This window comes from Caballeronia sp. LP006 (assembly GCF_031450995.1).
GTDB lineage: Bacteria > Pseudomonadota > Gammaproteobacteria > Burkholderiales > Burkholderiaceae > Caballeronia.
On record NZ_JARTVW010000006.1, the window covers coordinates 317126 to 335808 of the forward strand.

The 18683-nt window shown below is 60.1% G+C and carries 16 protein-coding genes and 2 pseudogenes; 11 read left to right on the forward strand and 7 right to left on the reverse strand.

Annotation, left to right across the window (positions count from 1 at the left end; translation table 11 throughout):
* Positions 1 to 2 precede the first annotated feature (2 nt).
* On the forward strand, positions 3 to 1808 hold the full coding sequence (locus tag P9250_RS32040; RefSeq protein WP_310397472.1) for a phosphoadenosine phosphosulfate reductase family protein: 1806 nt from the start codon (positions 3 to 5) through the stop codon (positions 1806 to 1808).
* A 30-nt stretch (positions 1809 to 1838) separates the two neighbouring features.
* On the opposite strand, the gene P9250_RS32045 is transcribed toward P9250_RS32040, so the two are convergent.
* Both P9250_RS32045 and P9250_RS32050 read right to left on the reverse strand, forming a co-directional pair.
* Positions 1839 to 2093, reverse strand: a complete 255-nt coding sequence (locus P9250_RS32045) for a hypothetical protein (protein WP_310397474.1) — start codon at positions 2091 to 2093, stop codon at positions 1839 to 1841.
* 126 nt (positions 2094 to 2219) lie between these two features.
* Positions 2220 to 2978, reverse strand: a complete 759-nt coding sequence (locus P9250_RS32050; protein WP_310397476.1) for a hypothetical protein — start codon at positions 2976 to 2978, stop codon at positions 2220 to 2222.
* A gap of 882 nt (positions 2979 to 3860) precedes the next feature.
* Here P9250_RS32050 and P9250_RS32055 point away from each other — a divergent pair.
* The 5 genes from P9250_RS32055 to P9250_RS32075 all read left to right on the forward strand — a co-directional run bounded on the left by P9250_RS32055 (position 3861) and on the right by P9250_RS32075 (position 6986).
* A complete protein-coding gene (locus tag P9250_RS32055) occupies positions 3861 to 4067 on the forward strand; it encodes a hypothetical protein (protein WP_310397478.1) in 207 nt (68 codons plus the stop codon).
* A complete protein-coding gene (locus P9250_RS32060; protein ID WP_310397481.1) occupies positions 4064 to 4204 on the forward strand; it encodes a hypothetical protein in 141 nt (46 codons plus the stop codon). Before P9250_RS32055 ends, P9250_RS32060 begins: the two co-directional genes overlap by 4 nt.
* A gap of 6 nt (positions 4205 to 4210) precedes the next feature.
* Positions 4211 to 4498 carry a hypothetical protein gene (locus P9250_RS32065; protein ID WP_310397483.1) on the forward strand — a complete coding sequence of 96 codons (288 nt, stop codon included), beginning with the start codon at positions 4211 to 4213 and terminating at the stop codon, positions 4496 to 4498.
* Positions 4471 to 6000, forward strand: a complete 1530-nt coding sequence (ligD, locus tag P9250_RS32070) for a DNA ligase D (protein WP_310397486.1) — start codon at positions 4471 to 4473, stop codon at positions 5998 to 6000. The genes P9250_RS32065 and ligD (P9250_RS32070) overlap by 28 nt, the downstream gene beginning before the upstream one ends.
* A gap of 623 nt (positions 6001 to 6623) precedes the next feature.
* Positions 6624 to 6986, forward strand: coding sequence for a hypothetical protein (locus P9250_RS32075; protein ID WP_310397489.1), 363 nt, complete (start codon positions 6624 to 6626; stop codon positions 6984 to 6986).
* 297 nt (positions 6987 to 7283) lie between these two features.
* On the opposite strand, the pseudogene P9250_RS32080 reads toward P9250_RS32075, so the two are convergent.
* Positions 7284 to 10214 (reverse strand): annotated as a pseudogene (locus tag P9250_RS32080) (error-prone DNA polymerase); the annotation flags it as partial.
* A gap of 58 nt (positions 10215 to 10272) precedes the next feature.
* Between P9250_RS32080 and P9250_RS32085 the strand changes: the two are divergent.
* Positions 10273 to 11544 carry an IS256 family transposase gene (locus tag P9250_RS32085; RefSeq protein ID WP_409015006.1) on the forward strand — a complete coding sequence of 424 codons (1272 nt, stop codon included), beginning with the start codon at positions 10273 to 10275 and terminating at the stop codon, positions 11542 to 11544.
* A gap of 31 nt (positions 11545 to 11575) precedes the next feature.
* On the opposite strand, the pseudogene P9250_RS32090 reads toward P9250_RS32085, so the two are convergent.
* The 3 genes and pseudogenes from P9250_RS32090 to imuA form a co-directional block, all read right to left on the reverse strand.
* Positions 11576 to 11809: pseudogene (locus P9250_RS32090) on the reverse strand (PHP domain-containing protein); the annotation flags it as partial.
* A gap of 14 nt (positions 11810 to 11823) precedes the next feature.
* A complete protein-coding gene (locus P9250_RS32095) occupies positions 11824 to 13287 on the reverse strand; it encodes a DNA polymerase Y family protein (protein ID WP_310397495.1) in 1464 nt (487 codons plus the stop codon).
* On the reverse strand, positions 13211 to 13924 hold the full coding sequence (gene imuA, locus P9250_RS32100) for a translesion DNA synthesis-associated protein ImuA (protein WP_310397497.1): 714 nt from the start codon (positions 13922 to 13924) through the stop codon (positions 13211 to 13213). Before imuA ends, P9250_RS32095 begins: the two co-directional genes overlap by 77 nt.
* Before the next feature lie 412 nt (positions 13925 to 14336).
* Between imuA and P9250_RS32105 the strand changes: the two genes are divergently transcribed.
* The 4 genes from P9250_RS32105 to P9250_RS32120 all read left to right on the forward strand — a co-directional run bounded on the left by P9250_RS32105 (position 14337) and on the right by P9250_RS32120 (position 16711).
* On the forward strand, positions 14337 to 14693 hold the full coding sequence (locus tag P9250_RS32105; protein WP_310397499.1) for a hypothetical protein: 357 nt from the start codon (positions 14337 to 14339) through the stop codon (positions 14691 to 14693).
* A gap of 49 nt (positions 14694 to 14742) precedes the next feature.
* Positions 14743 to 15702, forward strand: a complete 960-nt coding sequence (locus P9250_RS32110; RefSeq protein WP_310397501.1) for an SOS response-associated peptidase family protein — start codon at positions 14743 to 14745, stop codon at positions 15700 to 15702.
* 370 nt (positions 15703 to 16072) lie between these two features.
* On the forward strand, positions 16073 to 16318 hold the full coding sequence (locus tag P9250_RS32115) for a hypothetical protein (RefSeq protein WP_310397503.1): 246 nt from the start codon (positions 16073 to 16075) through the stop codon (positions 16316 to 16318).
* A gap of 147 nt (positions 16319 to 16465) precedes the next feature.
* Positions 16466 to 16711, forward strand: a complete 246-nt coding sequence (locus tag P9250_RS32120) for a hypothetical protein (protein ID WP_310397672.1) — start codon at positions 16466 to 16468, stop codon at positions 16709 to 16711.
* A gap of 10 nt (positions 16712 to 16721) precedes the next feature.
* Here P9250_RS32120 and ligD (P9250_RS32125) read toward each other — a convergent pair whose 3' ends face one another.
* Complete coding sequence (ligD, locus tag P9250_RS32125) at positions 16722 to 18683, reverse strand: DNA ligase D (protein WP_310397675.1); 1962 nt, start codon at positions 18681 to 18683, stop codon at positions 16722 to 16724.

Genomic DNA, 18683 nt, shown 5'->3' on the forward strand with positions numbered 1-18683 from the left:
AGATGGAACAGGAAATTCTCTCGAAGATGGAAGCTGCTATCAGCGTTATGCAGCGATACATCGAACTCGGGCATAGCCTGAGCTGCGCCTACTCGGGCGGCAAGGACAGCACGTGCGCTTTGGTTCTGATGGTGGAGGCGATTCGCCGTGCCGGCGGCACGACGATCACGCACCACGTTCAGTCGGCCGACACGACCATCGAGAACCCAACGATCGCAAACTTCCTGCACTCCGTGCTGGACGAGTTGCAGTTGTATATCGAAGCGTCGGCGTTGCCGGTGCAAGTCCACGTGACGACGCCTTCGTTGGCGAGCCAGTTCGTGGTCTCGACGATAGGGCGCGGCACTTTGGTACGCACGCCTGAGAATGGCGTGCGCGACGGTAGAAGGACGAGAGCGTGCGCCGACGAGTGGAAGGTACGGCCGGGCGGCCGTCTTCGAACGTTGCTTGAACGCCGGGCGGCAGATGACGGTGCCCGCGAAGTCATAACGGTGCTCGGTCTGCGCAGGGATGAAAGCACCTCGCGCGCGGTGGCAATGGCCGAACGGCGAGATAGCGCCGAAGTGGCGGTCAGAAGCAGAACCGGGGCGCTCACACTCAGCCCGTTAAGCGAATGGTCCTCAGATGATGTTTGGACGATGCTCGCGCTGCTGGCGGATGCTCAAAGCCTGCCGTTTCCATCGCCGTTGATGCCACGCACGATACACCGCCTGTCCGAGATTTATCGCGCAGGGAACGGTGGAACGTGTGGTGTCGTGGTGGGCGACTCGGGCGCGAGGGCTTCCTGTGGAAGCCGTTTTGGCTGCGCCATATGTTATGTCAGCGGCGATCGCGACAAGTCGCTTGAGGCCATGATCGAGGATGAGCAGTATGGGCATCTTCGACCGCTGAACGACTTCCGCAACTACCTACTCGCAATCCAGTGGGACATGTCGCGCCGGGAGTTGGTGGGTCGTTCGCTGAGCGATGCGGGCTACACGCGCATCCAGGCAGACACGTACAGCTACCTCGCGCGTGTTGGTCTACTGGAAATGCTCTGCAGTATTGACGCGGCTGAGCGCGACCGCGCCGAAGCGCACTCCGGGGCACTGGCGACTGGCTTAATTCCCGATACGGAAGAAAACCGGCTGCTGTGTGAGCCGCAGTTTGAGTTCGTCACGCCACAGCAGTTGGTGGCGATCGACTTCTTTCTCTCGATGCATCATTACGCGCCGCATGCGTTTCCTGCACTGGCGGTTTGGCACGACGTGAATGTGCTTGGGCGTCGGTATCCGGTTCCGAAGCTCGACGGCTTGCCGAAGACCGATATCGTCTTGCACGGCTGGTATCACGTCGGGCAGTACGACCGAGACGCACCGTCACTCGGGCTGCGCTCGTTCGATGCAGAGCAGTGGAATCCGTACCGGCATCCGGGTCGGCCCGGGCGATATGCGAGGACGACTGGCGGGGAGCAGACCGTCTACTTCGAGGAAGCCTCGCAGTTCGAGGTGGATGCGGAAGCGGCGTGCCTGTTCGTCACATGCACCTACGACACCGCCTTCATGCTGGACACGCAGCATCGCGACGCAATTGATTCAGCGCATTTCTGGCTGAACGAGGGCACCGTGAAGCTGCCGACCGGGATGGCCCAGCGGTATCAGGACATGGCCAAACGCGGGCAGTACTTCTCGCGACTCGCTCAGCGTCTGAACCTGACGCCGGCAGAACTCGACGTGCATTTAATCGAGAACGCCGTTGGCGACGACGAGCATCAAGCGTTGTTGGGCTATGACACCACGCAGTTGAGTCTCTTTGCAGAAGCGGCGTAGCCGCAGCCAAGCTTTTGAACACGTCCCAGGCTAAAACCCTGGGACGTTTTTTTTTGCGAGGTCGAAATCGTCGAAGTCCGGCGAGGGTAGTGTTTCGCCTGGCTGCACCCCAAGCAGCCGCAGCGCGTGCATCATCGCCGCGCTTTCGCGAGCGAAATCTAACCGAAGAGACTCGCCCTCCATCGTGGCCTCTATGCCGGAAAACACGCTAAAGGTATGGAGCGCGAGGTTCAGCGCACGAGCAATTTCGCCGTCGCGCGTCTTTTGATCGAAAATCGGATTCATAGCTGCCCCTGGGCTCGGCATCCCCTGTAAGAAGCAGGCACCGTGCCGGGCGGGAAGAAACGCCTCACGTGCTTCGTGCTCGCACCGACGCGACGGCGAAACGCCCAAAAAGCTTGGAGCAGGCCTTCATTGAAACAATCTCGTTTCACCTGCGTTGATTGCGGCTTCTGCCAGCCCGTGCATCATCCTCGAACCGATTATCTCTGGGAGGTCGGGCAATAGCTCTTTTTTGAGTTCGAGGACGGCCTTGGCGGTGTCACGACCATCGCCTTCAAGAAACGACTTTTCGAGGCTAAACCACATTAGGGTAACGTCGGTCCACTCGTCGCTTTCATAGCTTTTGCTTGAGGTAACGGCGATGACTCGTCCAAGACAGAAGAGTGCCAGCGCTATCCACCCGGGTTGTCGTGGGTCGCCTGTGAGCTTGCGATGCGCACGTGTAATTGCAAGAGCGATGGGGTCGTCCGGATGCGCCGGCTGGTTTTTGTTGAACTGAAGCGCCAGATGCGGATCGCTTGACCAAAACTTCGTATGGGCAATGCGGATCATCTGATCGATGAAGTCCACGAATTTCTGGTTTCGGAATGCTTGCTGCATGCCCTCTGCCCAAGCTTGCGGCGGCACCGCCTTCAATTGTTTCGTCATTCGTGCGGCGTTGAGCGGGGCCTCTCTCAGGGCTTGGGCGAGCTCATCCTCTGCTATGGCGTCAGCAACCTGACCGAACATCGATAATTCGCCCGCTTTCTTTGACATATTCGAAAATCGGGCGATCGATGCGAATGTAGGCAGCACCTGAGGGTGTCGCACCATCTCTGCGGCCAGAGCAAGGCCCTCGCGCGTGCGATCGTCGAGACCAGAAGATTTGCCGCGGCTAGCTTTTCCCATTGTCGACTCGGAGTTGGCAGTGCACGGACGACCAGCATGCCACAGGCAACGGAGCGACTGGATGGCGTGTGCATCGCAAGACGGGACTCCTCAGATTGGCCCGCTCAGGATTCACGCGCCACTTGCAGGTAGCGCCTAAGAGCTTCAATCGGGTGGTCGATGCGGCAGACGTTAGCGAGCCACAGACGAAGCTCGTAGGCGGAGAGCGCCCGCATTTTCAACCAGCGGCTCACATTTCGTGACGAGCGGTAGGTTCGACAATTGCTATCGGACAAAGCACCCGGTAGCTAGGTTCGATCAAGATGGAAATCACCCTTGTATCACACCAGCCCCCACCACTCGGATCGGTGGACGATCTGCATCGGTTTCATTTCGACGGTGATGACGGCTTGGGTACGCTTACAAGCCACGAAATCACGCTTGGAACCGTTCGCGTGATCGCCGCGAACCTGCAATATTAAGACGCCATCACCATAGTGCTTCGCTCAATCGTCAGCACAGAACGCGCCGACTACGACACCTTGATCAGCAGGACCTACGCGGATGGCAACGACGCCGACGATGCCCCATATGCAGCAGTCCCCAGACGAACCGACACAGAAGACCGAGTACCGCGAATGGACCATCGACTCGCGGCCTAACCGGATCGGCCAAATAGGCACTCTTGGTGCGAAGTTGAGCGCAAACCCACCGAAGACGAGGCTGAGGGGCAAATCTTCCACTTTTCCGATATCGGGTACTTCGATACCGCGCGCGCGGCGCATGAACGTGCCATCGCGTGGGCGAAGGCGTGGATAGAAGAGAACTTCTAGGCAGCGTAGTGTAGTACGGGCAAGGACTTTGCGCTGACATCGCGAAACCTATCTTTCAGGGATTCGCGAGATGACGATCGGTAACGGACCGGTGAACGAGGTTATCGTCAGGCCGGACGAGCATGCTGGATGGCGCATCGCGGTTCACGATGCCGACCGCCCGGGGGGAGTCTTTGTGACGATCGTGGCTCAGAAGCAAAAGGCGCTGGACCTTGCCGCGCACCTGTATCCGCAAGCGCAGATTCGCGCTGTCGATGATCCTCCGGTCAGCACATGAAAAGGCGCTCCTCAAGCGGACGCGGGCAGACCGCTGTTGAGCCGTTGCCCGAATCGATCGCGCCCCAACTGGCGACGCTCGCGCGCCGGCCGCCCGCGAGCGGTGACTGGCTTTATGAGATCAAGTTCGACAGCTAACGCCTGATGTTCAGAGTCGAACATGGCAAAGCGAAGCTCATCACGCGCGGTGGGCACGACTGGACCGAGAAAATGCCCACGCTGGCGACGGCTATTGACAAGATGCCGGTCGACAACGCGTGGCTAGACGGCGAGGTAGTCGTACTCACCGAGAGTGGCCTTCCCGACTTCAACGCTTGGCAGAATGCGTCTGACCAACGCAGCACGGCGCAGCTGACCTTTTTCGTATTCGATATCCTGTTTCTCAACGGACGCGATCTGCGGGCATGCCGCTCTCGCAACGCAGGGAGTTGATCGGCCAGACGGTGAGCGAGCGTGTCCGCTTCAGTGAGTCCTTCACCGAAGACCCGCAATCGCTGCTCGCGTCCGCATGCTGCATGCGACTCGAGGGCATCATCGGCAAACGCGCCGATGCGCCGTATAGGTCCGGTCGCTCGATGGATTGGATCAAGCTGGAATGCTTGCTTAGGCAAGCATTTGTCGTTGGTGGCTGTACGCGAATAGCGGGCACGAAGAGCGGCATGCGATCGTTAATGCTCGGCGTGCAAGAACGCGATGGCAGCTTGCGCTTCGCCGGAACCGTAAAAGCGGAATTGAAGCCGCGCTTGCTGGCTAAACTAGAAAAGAAGGTAACGAAACTCCTTCGCGACGATCCGGCTTTCTACAACCCGCCCCCGCGCGAGAAAGATCGGGACTTCTTCTGGCAAGAGCCCGAACTCGTTTTCGAAGCGTCGTTTCTCGAATGGACGCTGTCGGGTGAAGTTCGTCATTCCGTTTTCCAGGGCATGCGCGAGGACAAACCGGCCACCGCCGTGACCGAAGAGACTGTCGTCGACGTCGATGAACCGGAGAGCCTGCCGCAGGCCCAGGGAACGACGCGGGTGTCACCGGGCCGGGCGCGAACGCTCGTCATTGCCGGCGTGAAGGTGTCCAACGCCGGGCGCATCTTCGACGACGTCACGCGCATCAAGAAAATCGATCTCGTGCGCTACTACGACGAGATCGCGGAGTTCGAGTTGCGGTACCTGAAAGATCGGCCGTTGTCGCTTCTTCGGGCACCGGACGGCATCTACTGCGAGTTGTTCTTCCAAAAGCACGAGGAACGCTCGAAGATCCCCAGTATCACGCGGCTACCGGTCGAGATGCACCCAAGCCACCCGCCGCTGCTGGTCGTCGACCATCACGAAGCGCTCATCGGCCTCGCGCAGATGAACGTGGTCGAGCTGCATAGCTGGAACGCCGTACAGCCGGACCTCGACCATCCCGATCGTTTCATCCTCGATCTCGATCCAGACCCCGAGCTGTCTTGGCAGATGATGCTCGATGCGGCGACGCTATCCAAGGTGTTGCTCAACGAGATCGGACTCAAGAGCATCATCAAGACGAGCGGCGGTACGGGCTTCCATATCGTTGTGCCGCTCACACGCCGACAGCGGTGGGAGGAGGTAAAGGACTTCTCGCATGCGGTCGCGCGCTACATGGCGCGGCTGATGCCTGAGCGGTTCTGCGCCGTTCTTGACCCCAAGAACCGGGTCAAGAAGATCTTTATCGATTACCTGCGCAACAGCAAAGGGGCGAGCACGGTCGCGTTGTTTTCCGCACGCGCTCGGTCAGAGATGGGCGTGTCGATGCCGATCGCGTGGGACGAGCTACAAGACATCGGCCGCGCGGATCAGTGGACGATCAAGACGGCCGCGCAGCGCTTGCACTCCCTCAGGACCGATCCGTGGCAGGGTTTCCATCGAACAAGGCAGGGCATCACGGCGGCAATGCGTCGCGCGGTCGGCATGCGCTGATACGGGCTGGTCCAGGGCATTAAGTCGTCGCTTCAGTCGCCGCTTTATCGGCAGACGACGCGTGTCCTATGCGCGGACAGAGCGTCGTTTCCCCGCTTTTTCATCGTTTGGTGATCGGCATCGCACATTTACACTTATTTTCGTGGCGATGAACAGCACGAGCCGCACGAAGGCATTCACCGAGACTCCGGCCCAACCTCCACGCCTATCCGGACAAGCGATTGCCGCACGCGCGTCTCACGTTCATCGCTTCCTCATTCGCATTAAGTCGTTTCGGAGAAGCAGTCGTTGTCTAGCAGTACGCAGGAGATGCAGTAGGGAAGTAGTCGTTGAAGCGCAGCAGTTTAGAAACCGCAGCAAACTTCGTTGTCACGTTCATAGGTGTTAGGTGAGCCTCGCCCCGGGAAATCGGTCGAGGCTCTTTTTTCGGTCTTGCCATTCGACGGCACGGCGAATCACTCCTGTCGCCACGAGCCGATGTCTGGCTACTGTGTAGTACCTCGGCTCCCCCATGCGGTCGTACCCCGCCGCCAGATCGGTGGCGCGCCTCTTGCCTATCTTCCGCGCTAGTTCAATGCAACAGTGGCCGCCGGCCGCGTTCTCAATGAGCAAATGGGGATGAGATGAGCGAGATAAACCGAGACAACAACGAAGAGAAGGCCGTTGAGCCGCAGGACGCGAGGGAGCGTCGCGCGCTGCTGCTGCACTTTGGCGATGTGGTGGAATCAATCGGCTGCGTCTTGAAATGCTCTGACCGCCATCAGACTATCGGTGAGGCTGCCGCTACTGAGGACGCTCTGGCGGGCTTTCAGCTTCTCGGCTTCGTCGCGCCTCTGTTAATGCCGCGCGACTTCGCGATGCGCGCCGCGTCCGCCTACTTCCTTTGGACGAAGGAGCTGCTTGAGGTCCCGCTTAACCGCAAGCTTCTGGCGCACACGGTTCAGCATGACCTCTTCGCCGGCAATCAGGCCGGTTGGGACGCCTAAGTCGAAATGATGCGTGGTGAAGTGCCGTGGGGCCCGATCACGACTTGGAAGCTGGCCGTATACAAGCGGACGCGCAGCCAAGCCGAACGACGGAAACTCCCGCATCAGCCACCGGCGCGAAAGTAATGAAAGGCACGAAACACGAAGAGCCGCCAGCCAAGCCGGCGAAAAGAGTGGTCACGAAGACGTCAAAGATCGCGAAGGAGTCGGACGCCAAACCTAAGCGATCTTCCAAATCCAAGAATGCGTCGTCGGTTGCCAGATGATAGGTGGTGGCGTGTTCGGGGCCTGTATCGCTCAGCAGAAGTTGCGACTAACGGACGTCAGTCCCCCGAGCAAGTGGGACAAGTCTACCAGTCGATGGGCAACAAGGTGTCGAACTTCTCCCTCGCATTGCCAGGTTCCGTACACGGCAAGTAAGGACGCTCCGAGCGCTTCCCTTCGTTGCTTCTCCTGCAATGACGGCCAGATGATCACATTGACGTTCCCCGTTTCGTCTTCGAGGGTGACGAACATCACGCCCTTAGCCGTCCCCGGTCTTTGCCGGACAGTGACGAGGCCGCAGCCACGCGCCAGACGCCCGTTTCGATAGGCTCGCAACGTCGAAGCCGGCATCAGCCGCTGCTCGAGCAGCATAGGTCGCAGTAGCGAAAGTGGGTGGCGACCGAGCGTCAAGCCGGAGGCGTTGTAGTCGCTTACGATATCTTCAGCCTCAGATGGCGCACCCAGCGCCGGCGTCTCGTCATCAATCCGGCTGTCGGCGAGGATGTCACGATCGGGTACGGCAGCAACCGATTGCCACAGTGCCTCGCGCCGATTGCCCGCTAACGACTGAAGTGCGTTCGCGGCGGCCAGCACCTGAAGATCATGACGATCAAGTTGCGCGCGCCGCGCCAGGTCGCTCACACTTCCGAAAGGGCTCACCGCTCGCGCGTTCTCGATGCGCTCCGCCGCGCCATCACGCATGCCCTTCAGCAACGATAGCCCGAGGCGCACGACTGGCTGCTGGCGCCCCGCGCGTGGTTCGAGCACAGAATCCCAGCCGCTGATCATGACATCGATGGGCACTACATCGACACCGTGGCGCCGTGCGTCCTGTACGAGTTGCGATGGCGAATAAAAGCCCATCGGTTGCGAGTTGAGCATCGCGGCGAGGAAGGCCGCCGGCTCATGGCATTTGAGCCAACTGCTCGCATACACGAGCAACGCAAAACTCGCCGCATGGCTCTCCGGAAAACCGTACTCACCGAACCCTTTGATCTGCTCGAAGATGCGCTCTGCAAAGGCGAGGTCGTAGCCTCGTTCCTTCATGCCGTTGACGATGCGATCGTAGTATTGCTCCAGACCGCCTTTGCGCTTCCACGCAGCCATCGCACGACGTAGCTGGTCGGCTTCGCCCGGTGTGAAGCCGGCAGCCAGAATCGCGACTTGCATGACCTGCTCCTGGAAGATCGGCACACCCAGCGTTCGACCCAGTGCCGTCTCCAGTGCTTCACTCGGATAGGTCACCGGCTCGAGCTTCTGACGCCGCCGCAGATATGGGTGCACGGCGCCGCCCTGGATCGGACCGGGGCGCACGATCGCCACTTCGATCACCAGATCGTAGAACGTACGCGGTTGCATGCGCGGCAGCATGCTCATCTGCGCGCGAGATTCGATTTGAAACACGCCGACTGTGTCGGCCTGCGAGATCATCTCGTAGGTGGCCGGATCTTCGGGCGGGATGTCCTGCATTTCAAATCGCTCACCACGCTGCTCGGAGACAATGTCGAGCGTGCGACGGATGGCTGACAACATGCCGAGCGCCAGCACATCGATCTTGAGCAGCCCGAGTGCCTCGAGATCGTCCTTGTCCCATTGAATTGCGCTGCGATCCGCCATCGCGGCGTTCTCGACAGGCACAAGCCGCGTGAGTTTGCCGCGGCTGATGACAAAACCTCCCGAGTGCTGAGAAAGGTGCCGGGGGAAGTTCAGGATCTGTGCCGCGAGCGTCGCCCACATCTGGATCAGCGGATTTTCTGGATCAAGGCCGGATTCCTCGAAGCGACGCAAAAGATCCTGCGAATGATCGAACCACTGGTGGCTCTTAGCGACCTTGTCGACGATTTGCGGGTCAACGCCCAGCGCCTTGCCGGTCTCGCGCAGTGCGCCACGCGGTCGGTAGGTTGAAACGGCCGCCGCGATTGCCGCCCGATCTCGGCCGTACTTGCGATAGATGTACTGGATAACCTCTTCACGCCGCTGGTGCTCAAAGTCCACATCAATATCGGGCGGCTCACCGCGTTCCTTGCTGATAAATCTCTCGAACAGCATGTTGCCGCGCGAGGGATCCACTTCGGTCACGCCCAAACAGTAACAAACCGCGCTGTTCGCAGCCGAGCCGCGTCCCTGACACAGGATGTGCTGGCTGCGTGCGAAACGCACGATGTCATAGACTGTTAGGAAGTAAGCTTCGTAGCGCATCTCGCCGATCAATTGCAACTCGTATTCGAGCTGCTGCTGCACCTCATGCGGAATGCCGGCCGCAAAGCGCTTGTGAGCGCCGATGTAAGTTTCCTGTCGTAGATAGGCTTCGTGCGTGAAGCCTTTCGGCACAAGCTCATCCGGATACTCGTAGCGCAATTCGTCCAGCGAGAACGTGCAACGCTCGAGGATGTTGAGCGTTTGAGCGAGCGCGTGCGCCGGATACAGATTCGACAGACGTAGCCGTGAACGCAGGTGCTGCTCCGCGTTCGGTGCGAGATCGTAGCCGCATTCGGCCACGGGCTTGCCGATACGGATTGCGGTCATCGTGTCTTGCAAGGGCTTGCGCGAGCGCACATGCATCACGACATTACCTAGCGCGACAACTGGGACGCGATGTCGGTCGGCGACGTACTCGACACTTCCGCGATGGATGTCATCCATCGCGCGCTGGTGCAAGATCAACCCAACCCACGCGCGAGCGGGAAAGGTCTCGTTGAGCCATTCGACTTGTGCCGGGAGCGCTTCTTCCTTCGCAGGAAAATCCGGCACGAGGATAGCCAGGCAATCGGGCATCCCACGCAAATGAGCGTGTTCTTTTTCGGGTCTGGAGAGATCGTGCGGCGTGAGCAGGTAACTTCCCTTGGCGGCCCGCATGCGGGCGAGTGTGATTAGCTCGGACAGGTTGCCGTAGCCGTTGCGATTTTGCGCAAGGAGGATGAGGCCAAACGCGGGAGTTTTGTCGGCATGCACGAGCCGAAAATACGGGACCTATCCGTAATTCTGTGGGCGAGGCATATTATGAGAGGTAAAAGTCATGGATATGCCGATGAAGAAGAAACGCACCGTCGCTTCTCAGGCAGCGGCCCGAGGGCCGCTGCCTGCCCTTCCGGAAGGTCTGCTGGATGACCTGGTCAAAGGCCCGATGACGCCCACCGAGGTCCAGGACCTGATGCTGGCGTTCAACAAGGCACTCATCGAGCGCGCGATGGGCGCCGAGATGAAGATGCATCTGGGCTACCTGGCGGGGCAGCCGAAACCCGACGGCCAGGGCAACGAACGTAACGGCGCCAGCGGCAAGACGCTCATCACCGATTATGGCCCGCTCAGGGTCGATCTGCCGCGTGATGGTGACGGCAGTTTTGAACCCATCCTGATTCCGAAACACGAGCGCCGTTTTACCGGTTTCGACGAGCGCATCATCGCCATGTACGCGCGCGGCATGAGTGTGCGCGAGATCCAGGCGTTTCTGGCCGAAGCCTATGGCACCGAGGTTTCGCCCGATTTCATCAGCTCGGTCACCGACGAAGTCATGGCTGAAGCGCTCGCCTGGCAAAGCCGTCCGCTTGAGCCGATGTACCCGGTGGTGTTCTTCGACGCGCTGCGTGTGAAGATCCGTGGCGACGGCGTGGTGAGCAACAAGGCGGTGTATCTGGCGCTGGGCATTCAGGCCGACGGCCAGCGCGATGTGCTCGGCCTGTGGATCGAACAGACCGAAGGTGCGAAGTTCTGGCTGAAAGTGTTCAACGAACTGAAGACCCGGGGCTGCCAGGACATCCTGATCGCGGTGGTCGACGGCCTGAAGGGACTGGCTGAGGCGATTGGCACGGCGTACCCGCGCACGGCCGTGCAGACCTGCATCGTGCATCTGATCCGCAACAGTCTGGAGTACGCCAGCTACAAGGACCGCAAGAGCGTGGCCGCAGCGCTGCGCCCGGTCTATGCCGCCGCGAGTGAACAGGCCGCTCAGCAGGCCCTGGAGGCCTTCGCCGAAGGCCCGTGGGGTGCGAAGTATCCGACTATCGTGCAGTCGTGGCGACGGGCGTGGGAGAACGTCACACCGTTCTTCGTGTTTCCGCCGGACATACGCCGTGTTGTCTACACCACAAACGCCATTGAGAGTCTGAACATGCAACTACGAAAGATCATCAAGACACGCGGCCACTTCCCCAATGACGAGGCCGCCATCAAGCTGCTGTGGCTGGCATTGCGCAACGTGCTGGCAAAGTCAGTACGCGCGGCGTTCGACTGGTCGTCCGCGATGAACCAGTTTGCCATCCTGTTTGGAGAGCGTTTTACCCACGCACGCGGGTGACTCCGCTAACCGCCTCGCACACAAAAATGCGGACAGGTTCAAAATACGAGCCGATGACAAGCGGCAGCTTGTCTTCCTTTGCCTGCACATGCGCGGGCACCACGCCGGCGAGCGAACATTCGTCGGTAATCGCAAGGCCTGAGTATCCCAGTTGCGACGCGCGCAACACCAACTCTTCGCCGTGCGATGCGCCGTGCAGAAACGAAAAGTTCGTGAACGCGAATAGCTCCGCGTAGTCGGGTAGGGTCGACGAAAACAGATCCACGGCGTCAACACCGGCTATCCGAACAGTCCGTGAAGAAACCAGCGGACTTCCTCAGTCTTCACGCTCGGTCTCTCGCGGTAGATCCAGTAACAGCTCTTGTCGGTGGCTTCCGCGACGTAGTAGTCGCGCGTCACGAGTTCGCCGTCGTGCCAGCCCGCTTCGATGCGCTCGCCAGCGGAAACGAGTTTGAGCGGCGAGCCGTAGAATGGTCGGTGGTTTTTGATCATGAGCCGCACCGGCTCGTTGAGTAGCCAGGTGGGGCGCGGAAGTTCGGCCGGGGGCGGACACGCTTGGGCGGTGTCCTGGACCGGTATCCACTGATTGGCGTGTTCAGGCCGGTGGTCTGAGGTGGGCGCAGGCCGCAGGACATTCTCAGGCCCCAAGCGTGCCACCAGCAATTCGAGCAGCCGCTTGTGATCTTCCGTCGAACCGCCCGGGTCGGGAAACAGCGAATCGCTCGGCGGCTCGGCCGGCTGGACTCGGGATGCCGTCAGCCGCACGGCGATGACGGCTGCTTCGAGCTCGATACGTCCAAGTCGCTCTCTGAGCAGGCGGACCAGGTGTTCCTCGTGCCAGGTGGGTTCGGCAAGCGCAATGTCGATCTGCGTGGGCTCAATGGCCTGACGACCGCGCTCGTGTTCCAGCGTGATCGTGGCCTGCGTGAGCGCGAGTTGCTGCGCGCTCAGCCAGCCGCACAGTTGGACGATCAGACGGCGCGCGGAAAAGAGAACGGCCTCGGCATGCTCGACCCGATCGGGCAGTTCGGTGCGCGCGCTGAAAGCGGGTGGCAACTCAAGCCACTCGTAGAGTTCAGGCGACAGGCCATAGGCGCGGTCAAGCGACTCCAATAAGTCCACGCCACACCTCTTTTTAAGCCCTGCACGCGGCAGGCGTCGAATATCGTCGAGCACTCGGCAACCGAGACCATTGAACCAGTCGCTGAACGACCGAATCTCCGGCACCACCACGAAAGGCAGCACGCCAAGGTGGCGTTCGAGCGAACTCATCTTGAGTACGCGTCTGCGCCCGCGCTTGGCGAGCAGCCACGCGCCCTGGCCGGTCGGCGCCACGCTCATGCGGGCGGTGACGCCGATCGTCCTGACCGTCTCGTTGATCTGCCGGCACACCTGTCGAATGCCGCCGAAAAGCCGAAGACTGGCGGTGACATCGACAATGAGGGTTTCTTCCTCGCGCATGGCGACCTGCGGCGAGAAGCGAAGCAAGGCAAAGGCGACTTCACGCTGTACATCGTGTTCACGCGTCGGGTCGCGGTCAACCATCAGCGCATCGGCCGCGAGTGTCGTGACACCTCCTCGTTTCATTCCCACTCTCACCCCCGCGTCTTGTGCTGCCTGGTCCAGCACAATGACCTTGTCGCGTTCCAGCACCACATATCCGTGTTCAGTCGGAGGCGACCACCTCGGACGGAATACCTCCAGCGAGAGCCGGGGCAGGAAGATGGCGACGAATACGGCCATGGGGGCTGAGCAGGATCGGAGACGGTTGAAGGTGGATGGAGAGTGACTCAGTTCGGGTGGGTCCTCGTCGCTTGATGATGTCGACAACGATGCCGCCGTCGGCGGGCCGCACCCCCAGTCGTAACGTCGCGGGTGACGAATCCTGGGCGGCGGCGAGCGGTCGAACCAGAATCAGGAGCGTTTCGGTTGCTTGTGCCGCCAGATGCAATCGCCGCAACGCCTCAGATCGAATGTGCTGCTGCCAGAAGAGCAGGGCGCCACAACTTCGTGCGTTCAGTACGCGCTCGGCGCACCAGAGCGCATCCGCGGTCTTCGGCGCGCGCAGCATCGTGAGCTTGTTCAGCGGCACACCCAAGTAGGCGAAGGCGATGATGTTTGGCACATGCGGGGCTTGCAGGAGAGCGACCGGTCGTTGGCTCGCGGCAATCAGCGCGGGATTGAGCAAGCGCATTTCGCCGATTCCCGGCTGCTGGACGAGCAACTCGACTAAGGAGCCAATGGGCCAGCCCCCGCCGGGTAATTCCGCCGACAAAGCCGCGTAGCCGGTGTCGATCGTCTTGCCGTAGGCCCGCGCGAGTTGCGACCCACGCCAGATCGCAGGATGGATCGCTTCAATGTGCTTGGGCAGAGCGGCCATGGCAAAGGAGGTTCCAAAAACACTGTATGAATGTACAGTGGTATCTTAGCGCAGAAAATGAAGCAGTGAATTGCGCCCTTTTAATTGGAACCGAAAAAAGCTGATCAATAAGCTTAGCCCAGACACTCCTTTTCGGAGATCGCCGAAGCGTGACCAGGCTATGTCGCGCATTCGACGTCGTGACCATGGACGAAGCGTTTCGCGCGTAAAAAGCGGCCAGCCGACGTTTTTGCGCAGGAGAGAGGGTGTGTGGTTCGAACGAAGCCTCTTGATGATTTCAATCGCTGGGAAGTCGACGGCAGGGTGCGCGATCGCCAATACTGTCGAGGGGCGACCCGCAGCGCGTCCGCATCTGCAACCGAGGTCGGTCGATCGGTAACATAGTGGAATACGGACGAAAAGCAGGATCGACATGATGAAACCTGACATCGACGAACTGACTGGCGCACGTGCGGATTTGCTCTGCTTTCTGGTGGCGACCATAGCCGCGTCTTACGCTTTGACGCACGAATGGCGCGTCGATCACGTGGTGCAGAGCTGCCGTATCTGGCTTAAGCGCAATCTCGTCACGATGGACTGGCTCGCGCGCATCCGCATCGGCCAACTGGCCCTCAAAATTGCGCGACGCGATTTGAAGGGAGCGGGCATTGCCGTGCGCCAGGCGGACGTGCAGGCACTGTTCACGAGCGATATGGGCCTGAACCACGCAAGCGCGGTGGTGCAGAAGATGATGCGGCTGTGCCGTGAGGCCACCGGCACGGCGAGCTAGCGGCCCCTTTTAACGATCGGATTGAAGCTCAATACCCTGGGAGACAGCAGTGTGCTACTCGGCGCAGATTCAGGCGGACTACCGGAAATACGTCAAGATGTTCGGCGCGCAAATGGACATTCGTGAGTTTGCGCGCCTGTTCTGGGAGCGCGCCGAAGGTAGCAAGGCCAAGATTCCGAAGGCGATGGAGGACGCATTTCGCGAGCCACAAAGCGACGACGAACGCCAAATCAAAGCATTCATCGATCGGTTCAATGTCGAGCAGACCTCAAAGATCGAGCAGGAGCTTTTCAGGCAGCGCACGCGTCTTGCAGATGCTGAGCGCACGCTGCAAACAAAAACTACCAAAGCCGCTACCGAAAGCAAGCGGATCGCAACTGACAAGATCGAAGCCTCGTTACGACGCCTGGAGGACCTGAACCGAACCGAGTTTAGGCCACGCGACGCAAGGATCTTCCCGGGCACGTTCGCACCGGTCCTGGTGATGGAGAACGGCGAGTACGTCATCAAGCCAATGCGCTACCAGTGCCGAATCGCAGGCAAACCGGCCAACTACGACGTGAAGTACCCCGGCACCTACAATGCACGGCGCGACAATCTCGAAGGATTCTGGAAGCCGTGCTTCGGTCACACGCATGGCCTCATGCTGGTCGATGTTTTCTACGAGAACGTCAGCAAGGCAAAGATGGAAGGGACGCTGCTGGAGAGCCACGAGCGGGACGAGAATGTGGTCCTCGAGTTTCGCCCGAACAACGGGCAGCTGATGTATGTCGCTTGCCTGTGGTCGAAATGGAGCGCACCGGGGGAGCCTGACTTGCTCTCCTTCGCGGCCATCACAGACGAACCGCCGCCGGAAGTGCAGGCCGCTGGCCACGACCGCTGTATCGTCCCAATCAAGCCCGACAACGTCGAGGCATGGTTGAATCCAGACGCCTCCAATTTGGCCGCGCTCTATGCGATCCTCGACGATCGCGACCGGCCCTACTACGAACACCGGCTCGCTGCTTAGGCGGGCGTGCGCTGCGCAGCTCCAAGCCGACGCCGCTAATACGCAGCGATTGATTCAAAGAGACGCTGATCGTCCCGGTCCTGACTAACATGTCGCGATAGACATCCTGGGAGGACGCGTGGACAAACTAGAGAAACACCAAAGAACGCGATCGAAGCGCTTGCTGGCTTTGCAGTTTGCAGTCGCGAGCATCGCTCACACTGAACGCGTAATTTGCGAATTGCACGCGGGCGATGCTTGCACAGTGGGCCTGGAGTGCTCTAGGTCACCGCTCTAGATGGCTCGCAAGCTCCCTCGCTTCGAGCCTGTCGGCATCAGAGAAGGCCGCACGTTCTGGCGCAAGTATCGGGGCAACGCGGACGTCGAGCGCATGTTGCTTGAGATCGCGCAGGCGCGGGAAGTCATGCAGCAGATCGGCGATTACTTCGACTGCCTGCATAAGGTGTGGGTTGAAGAAAATTTGGGGCAACTGGTCGCCCTCGAAAAGATTCGCTTGCTGCTGAACGAGCAAGCCCTCCGACAGCGTGTACTCGCGGGACTCAAACCACCGCCTCGTAAAGGCGAACCCGACGACTGCAATGGGCCCGATGAGCCCGAAGCTGAAGTGATCGGCTAGCCTCAAACAAGCCGAACATTGACTCGAATACAATCTGACGAGCTTTCAGGTCCATGACGTACGTTGCGCGGTGCGCGCGCGCCGTACAAACGCGGGGCACAGCAGTTGCTCAATTTGCTCATCATCTACCTTGAATAGGAGGACATGATGGCAGGCGATACAGCTTATAAACCCGGACAGATCGTGAAGGTGTCGGGTATCTACTCGGTCGTTCACGATGATGGAAAGGACACGTTCGAGGTCACCTGTGTAAAAGGCGAACACTTTCCGCCGACGCGAAGCGGCAGGGGCGCACATTTCGAATTGAAGTATGGCGCGGCCCACGCTCATCAGCATGAGGCACTCAAGGGTACGGGCTCGGGTACAGAATCGGTTTCGCAATCGCGGACTTAAGCCTTCACGGCTACTTCATGCCGACGGCCCGGCGCATTGCGAGCGTAATGCCTTGCCGCGTGCGCCAGTAGCCGTCCCACGGGTCGCGGTACAGAAAGCGTTGCCTCTTGACGGCCTCCAGCATGCTCCATTGATCGCCGCTCTTTACTTCCTCGAGTTCATCCCATGCGATGGGCATCGACACGGCTAAGCCCGGACGGGCGCGAACTGAGAACGCTGCCACGGTGCTCGAACTGCGTCCGTTGCGAAGATAATCGATAAAGATTTTTCCAACGCGGTTTTTGGGACCGAGCACGGCCGAGAAGCGGTCCGGCACAACCCGAGTTATGTGCTGCGCGACAGCTTGCGAGAACGCTTTGACTTCGTCCCAACTCTGTCGACGGGTCAGCGGCACGACGATATGAAAACCCTTGCCGCCGCTTGTCTTGACGAAGGAACGAAGTCCGATCTCATCGAGCACCACCTTGACCAATGTGGCCGCCTCGAGCATCGCGGACCAGGGCAGCGCCGGGTCTGGGTCAAGGTCGAAGATCACGCGGTCCGGATGCGTAAGATCCGGCGCGACACCATTCCACGAATGAATTTCGACCACGCTCATTTGCGCGAGACCAACCAGTGCCTCAGGGGTGTTGGCGGCAAGCAGTCGTGCATGATTGGGATAGACACTGGCGGGCAGTTCTTCGATGCCGGGAATGCGGGCGCGCTCGCTGTGCTTCTGAAAGAACTGCTCGCCCGCGATGCCGTCGGGCGCGCGTACCAATGCCAGTGGTCTGCAATGAAGATATGGCAGCGCCCACTGCGCGATCGCATCATAGTAACGGACGATGTCCAGCTTGGTTAGACCGGATACCTTGTCCATCACGCGTTGTGGATTGCTGATCCTGATGTCGCGAACAAACACGGTCCCGCGCGGGCCAGTGCGTTCGCGTGGCGCGCCAACGCTTTCGACTGCGAGATCGTCCACTGTGGTGCCTGCCTTTTCCTGCGTCACTGCACTCGCCGGCTTGTCTTCTCGCAGTGCCTGAAACACAGGATGCCGGATCTCGCCGGAAGGCGTCCACTCCAGAAACGAGACTTCGGCAACGATGTCGGGCGCCAACCAGTGAAAGTCTCGATCGCGCTCTGGCACCGGTGCATTGTGGAAAGCTGATTTCGTCTGCCGAAGCGAATCCGCGCGCTTGGCGAAGGCAGCCGCGCGTGACGGCGTGAAGTGAGGCGCAACGTTGCCCGCGTAGCGCAGCGATCCGTCTCCTTCGTACACGCCGAGGAGCAACGAACGTACGCCCGACTTCGCGCCCTTGACGCGTGAGAACCCGCCAATCACAAATTCCTGGCGAGACTTGCACTTGAGTTTGATCCAGTCCGGTGATCGGCCAGAGCGGTAAGGCGCATCGCCGCGCTTGCCGATGATGCCCTCGAGTTGCATCTTGCATGCGGACGCAACCAGCGACGCAGGGTCGTCGGCGAAGTCATCGGAAAAGCGGATGAGCGGGCTCTCGACTGCGTCCAACAGCTGGAGAAGCAGCTTGCGGCGCTGACGCAGCGGCTGCTCACGCAGGTCGACGCCATTGAGCCAGAGCAGATCGAAAACAAATAGCACAATATCGGTGGTGCTACGACGATCGAAGGCGTTCTGCAACGCATTGAAATCGGGCTTCCCTGAGGCGTCCAGCACAACCGCCTCGGTATCGAGCCACAGGTTGTCCGCCTCAATCGATGCGAGCGCCTTCTGCAAGCGCGGCATGCGGCTCGTCCAATCGTGCCCGTTGCGCGTAATCAGCGTCGCGGCGCCACTCTCGACACGAGCGAGCATGCGATAGCCGTCAAATTTGATTTCGTAAGACCAGTCACCGCTCGCAGGGTGGCGATCCACCAGCGTGGCAAGTTGCGGCTCGATGATGAGTGGCATCTCGCCTGCCGGCGTTGCCGGCGCGCGTACGCGAGCCTTGCTCGAACCATTCCATCGCCCCAT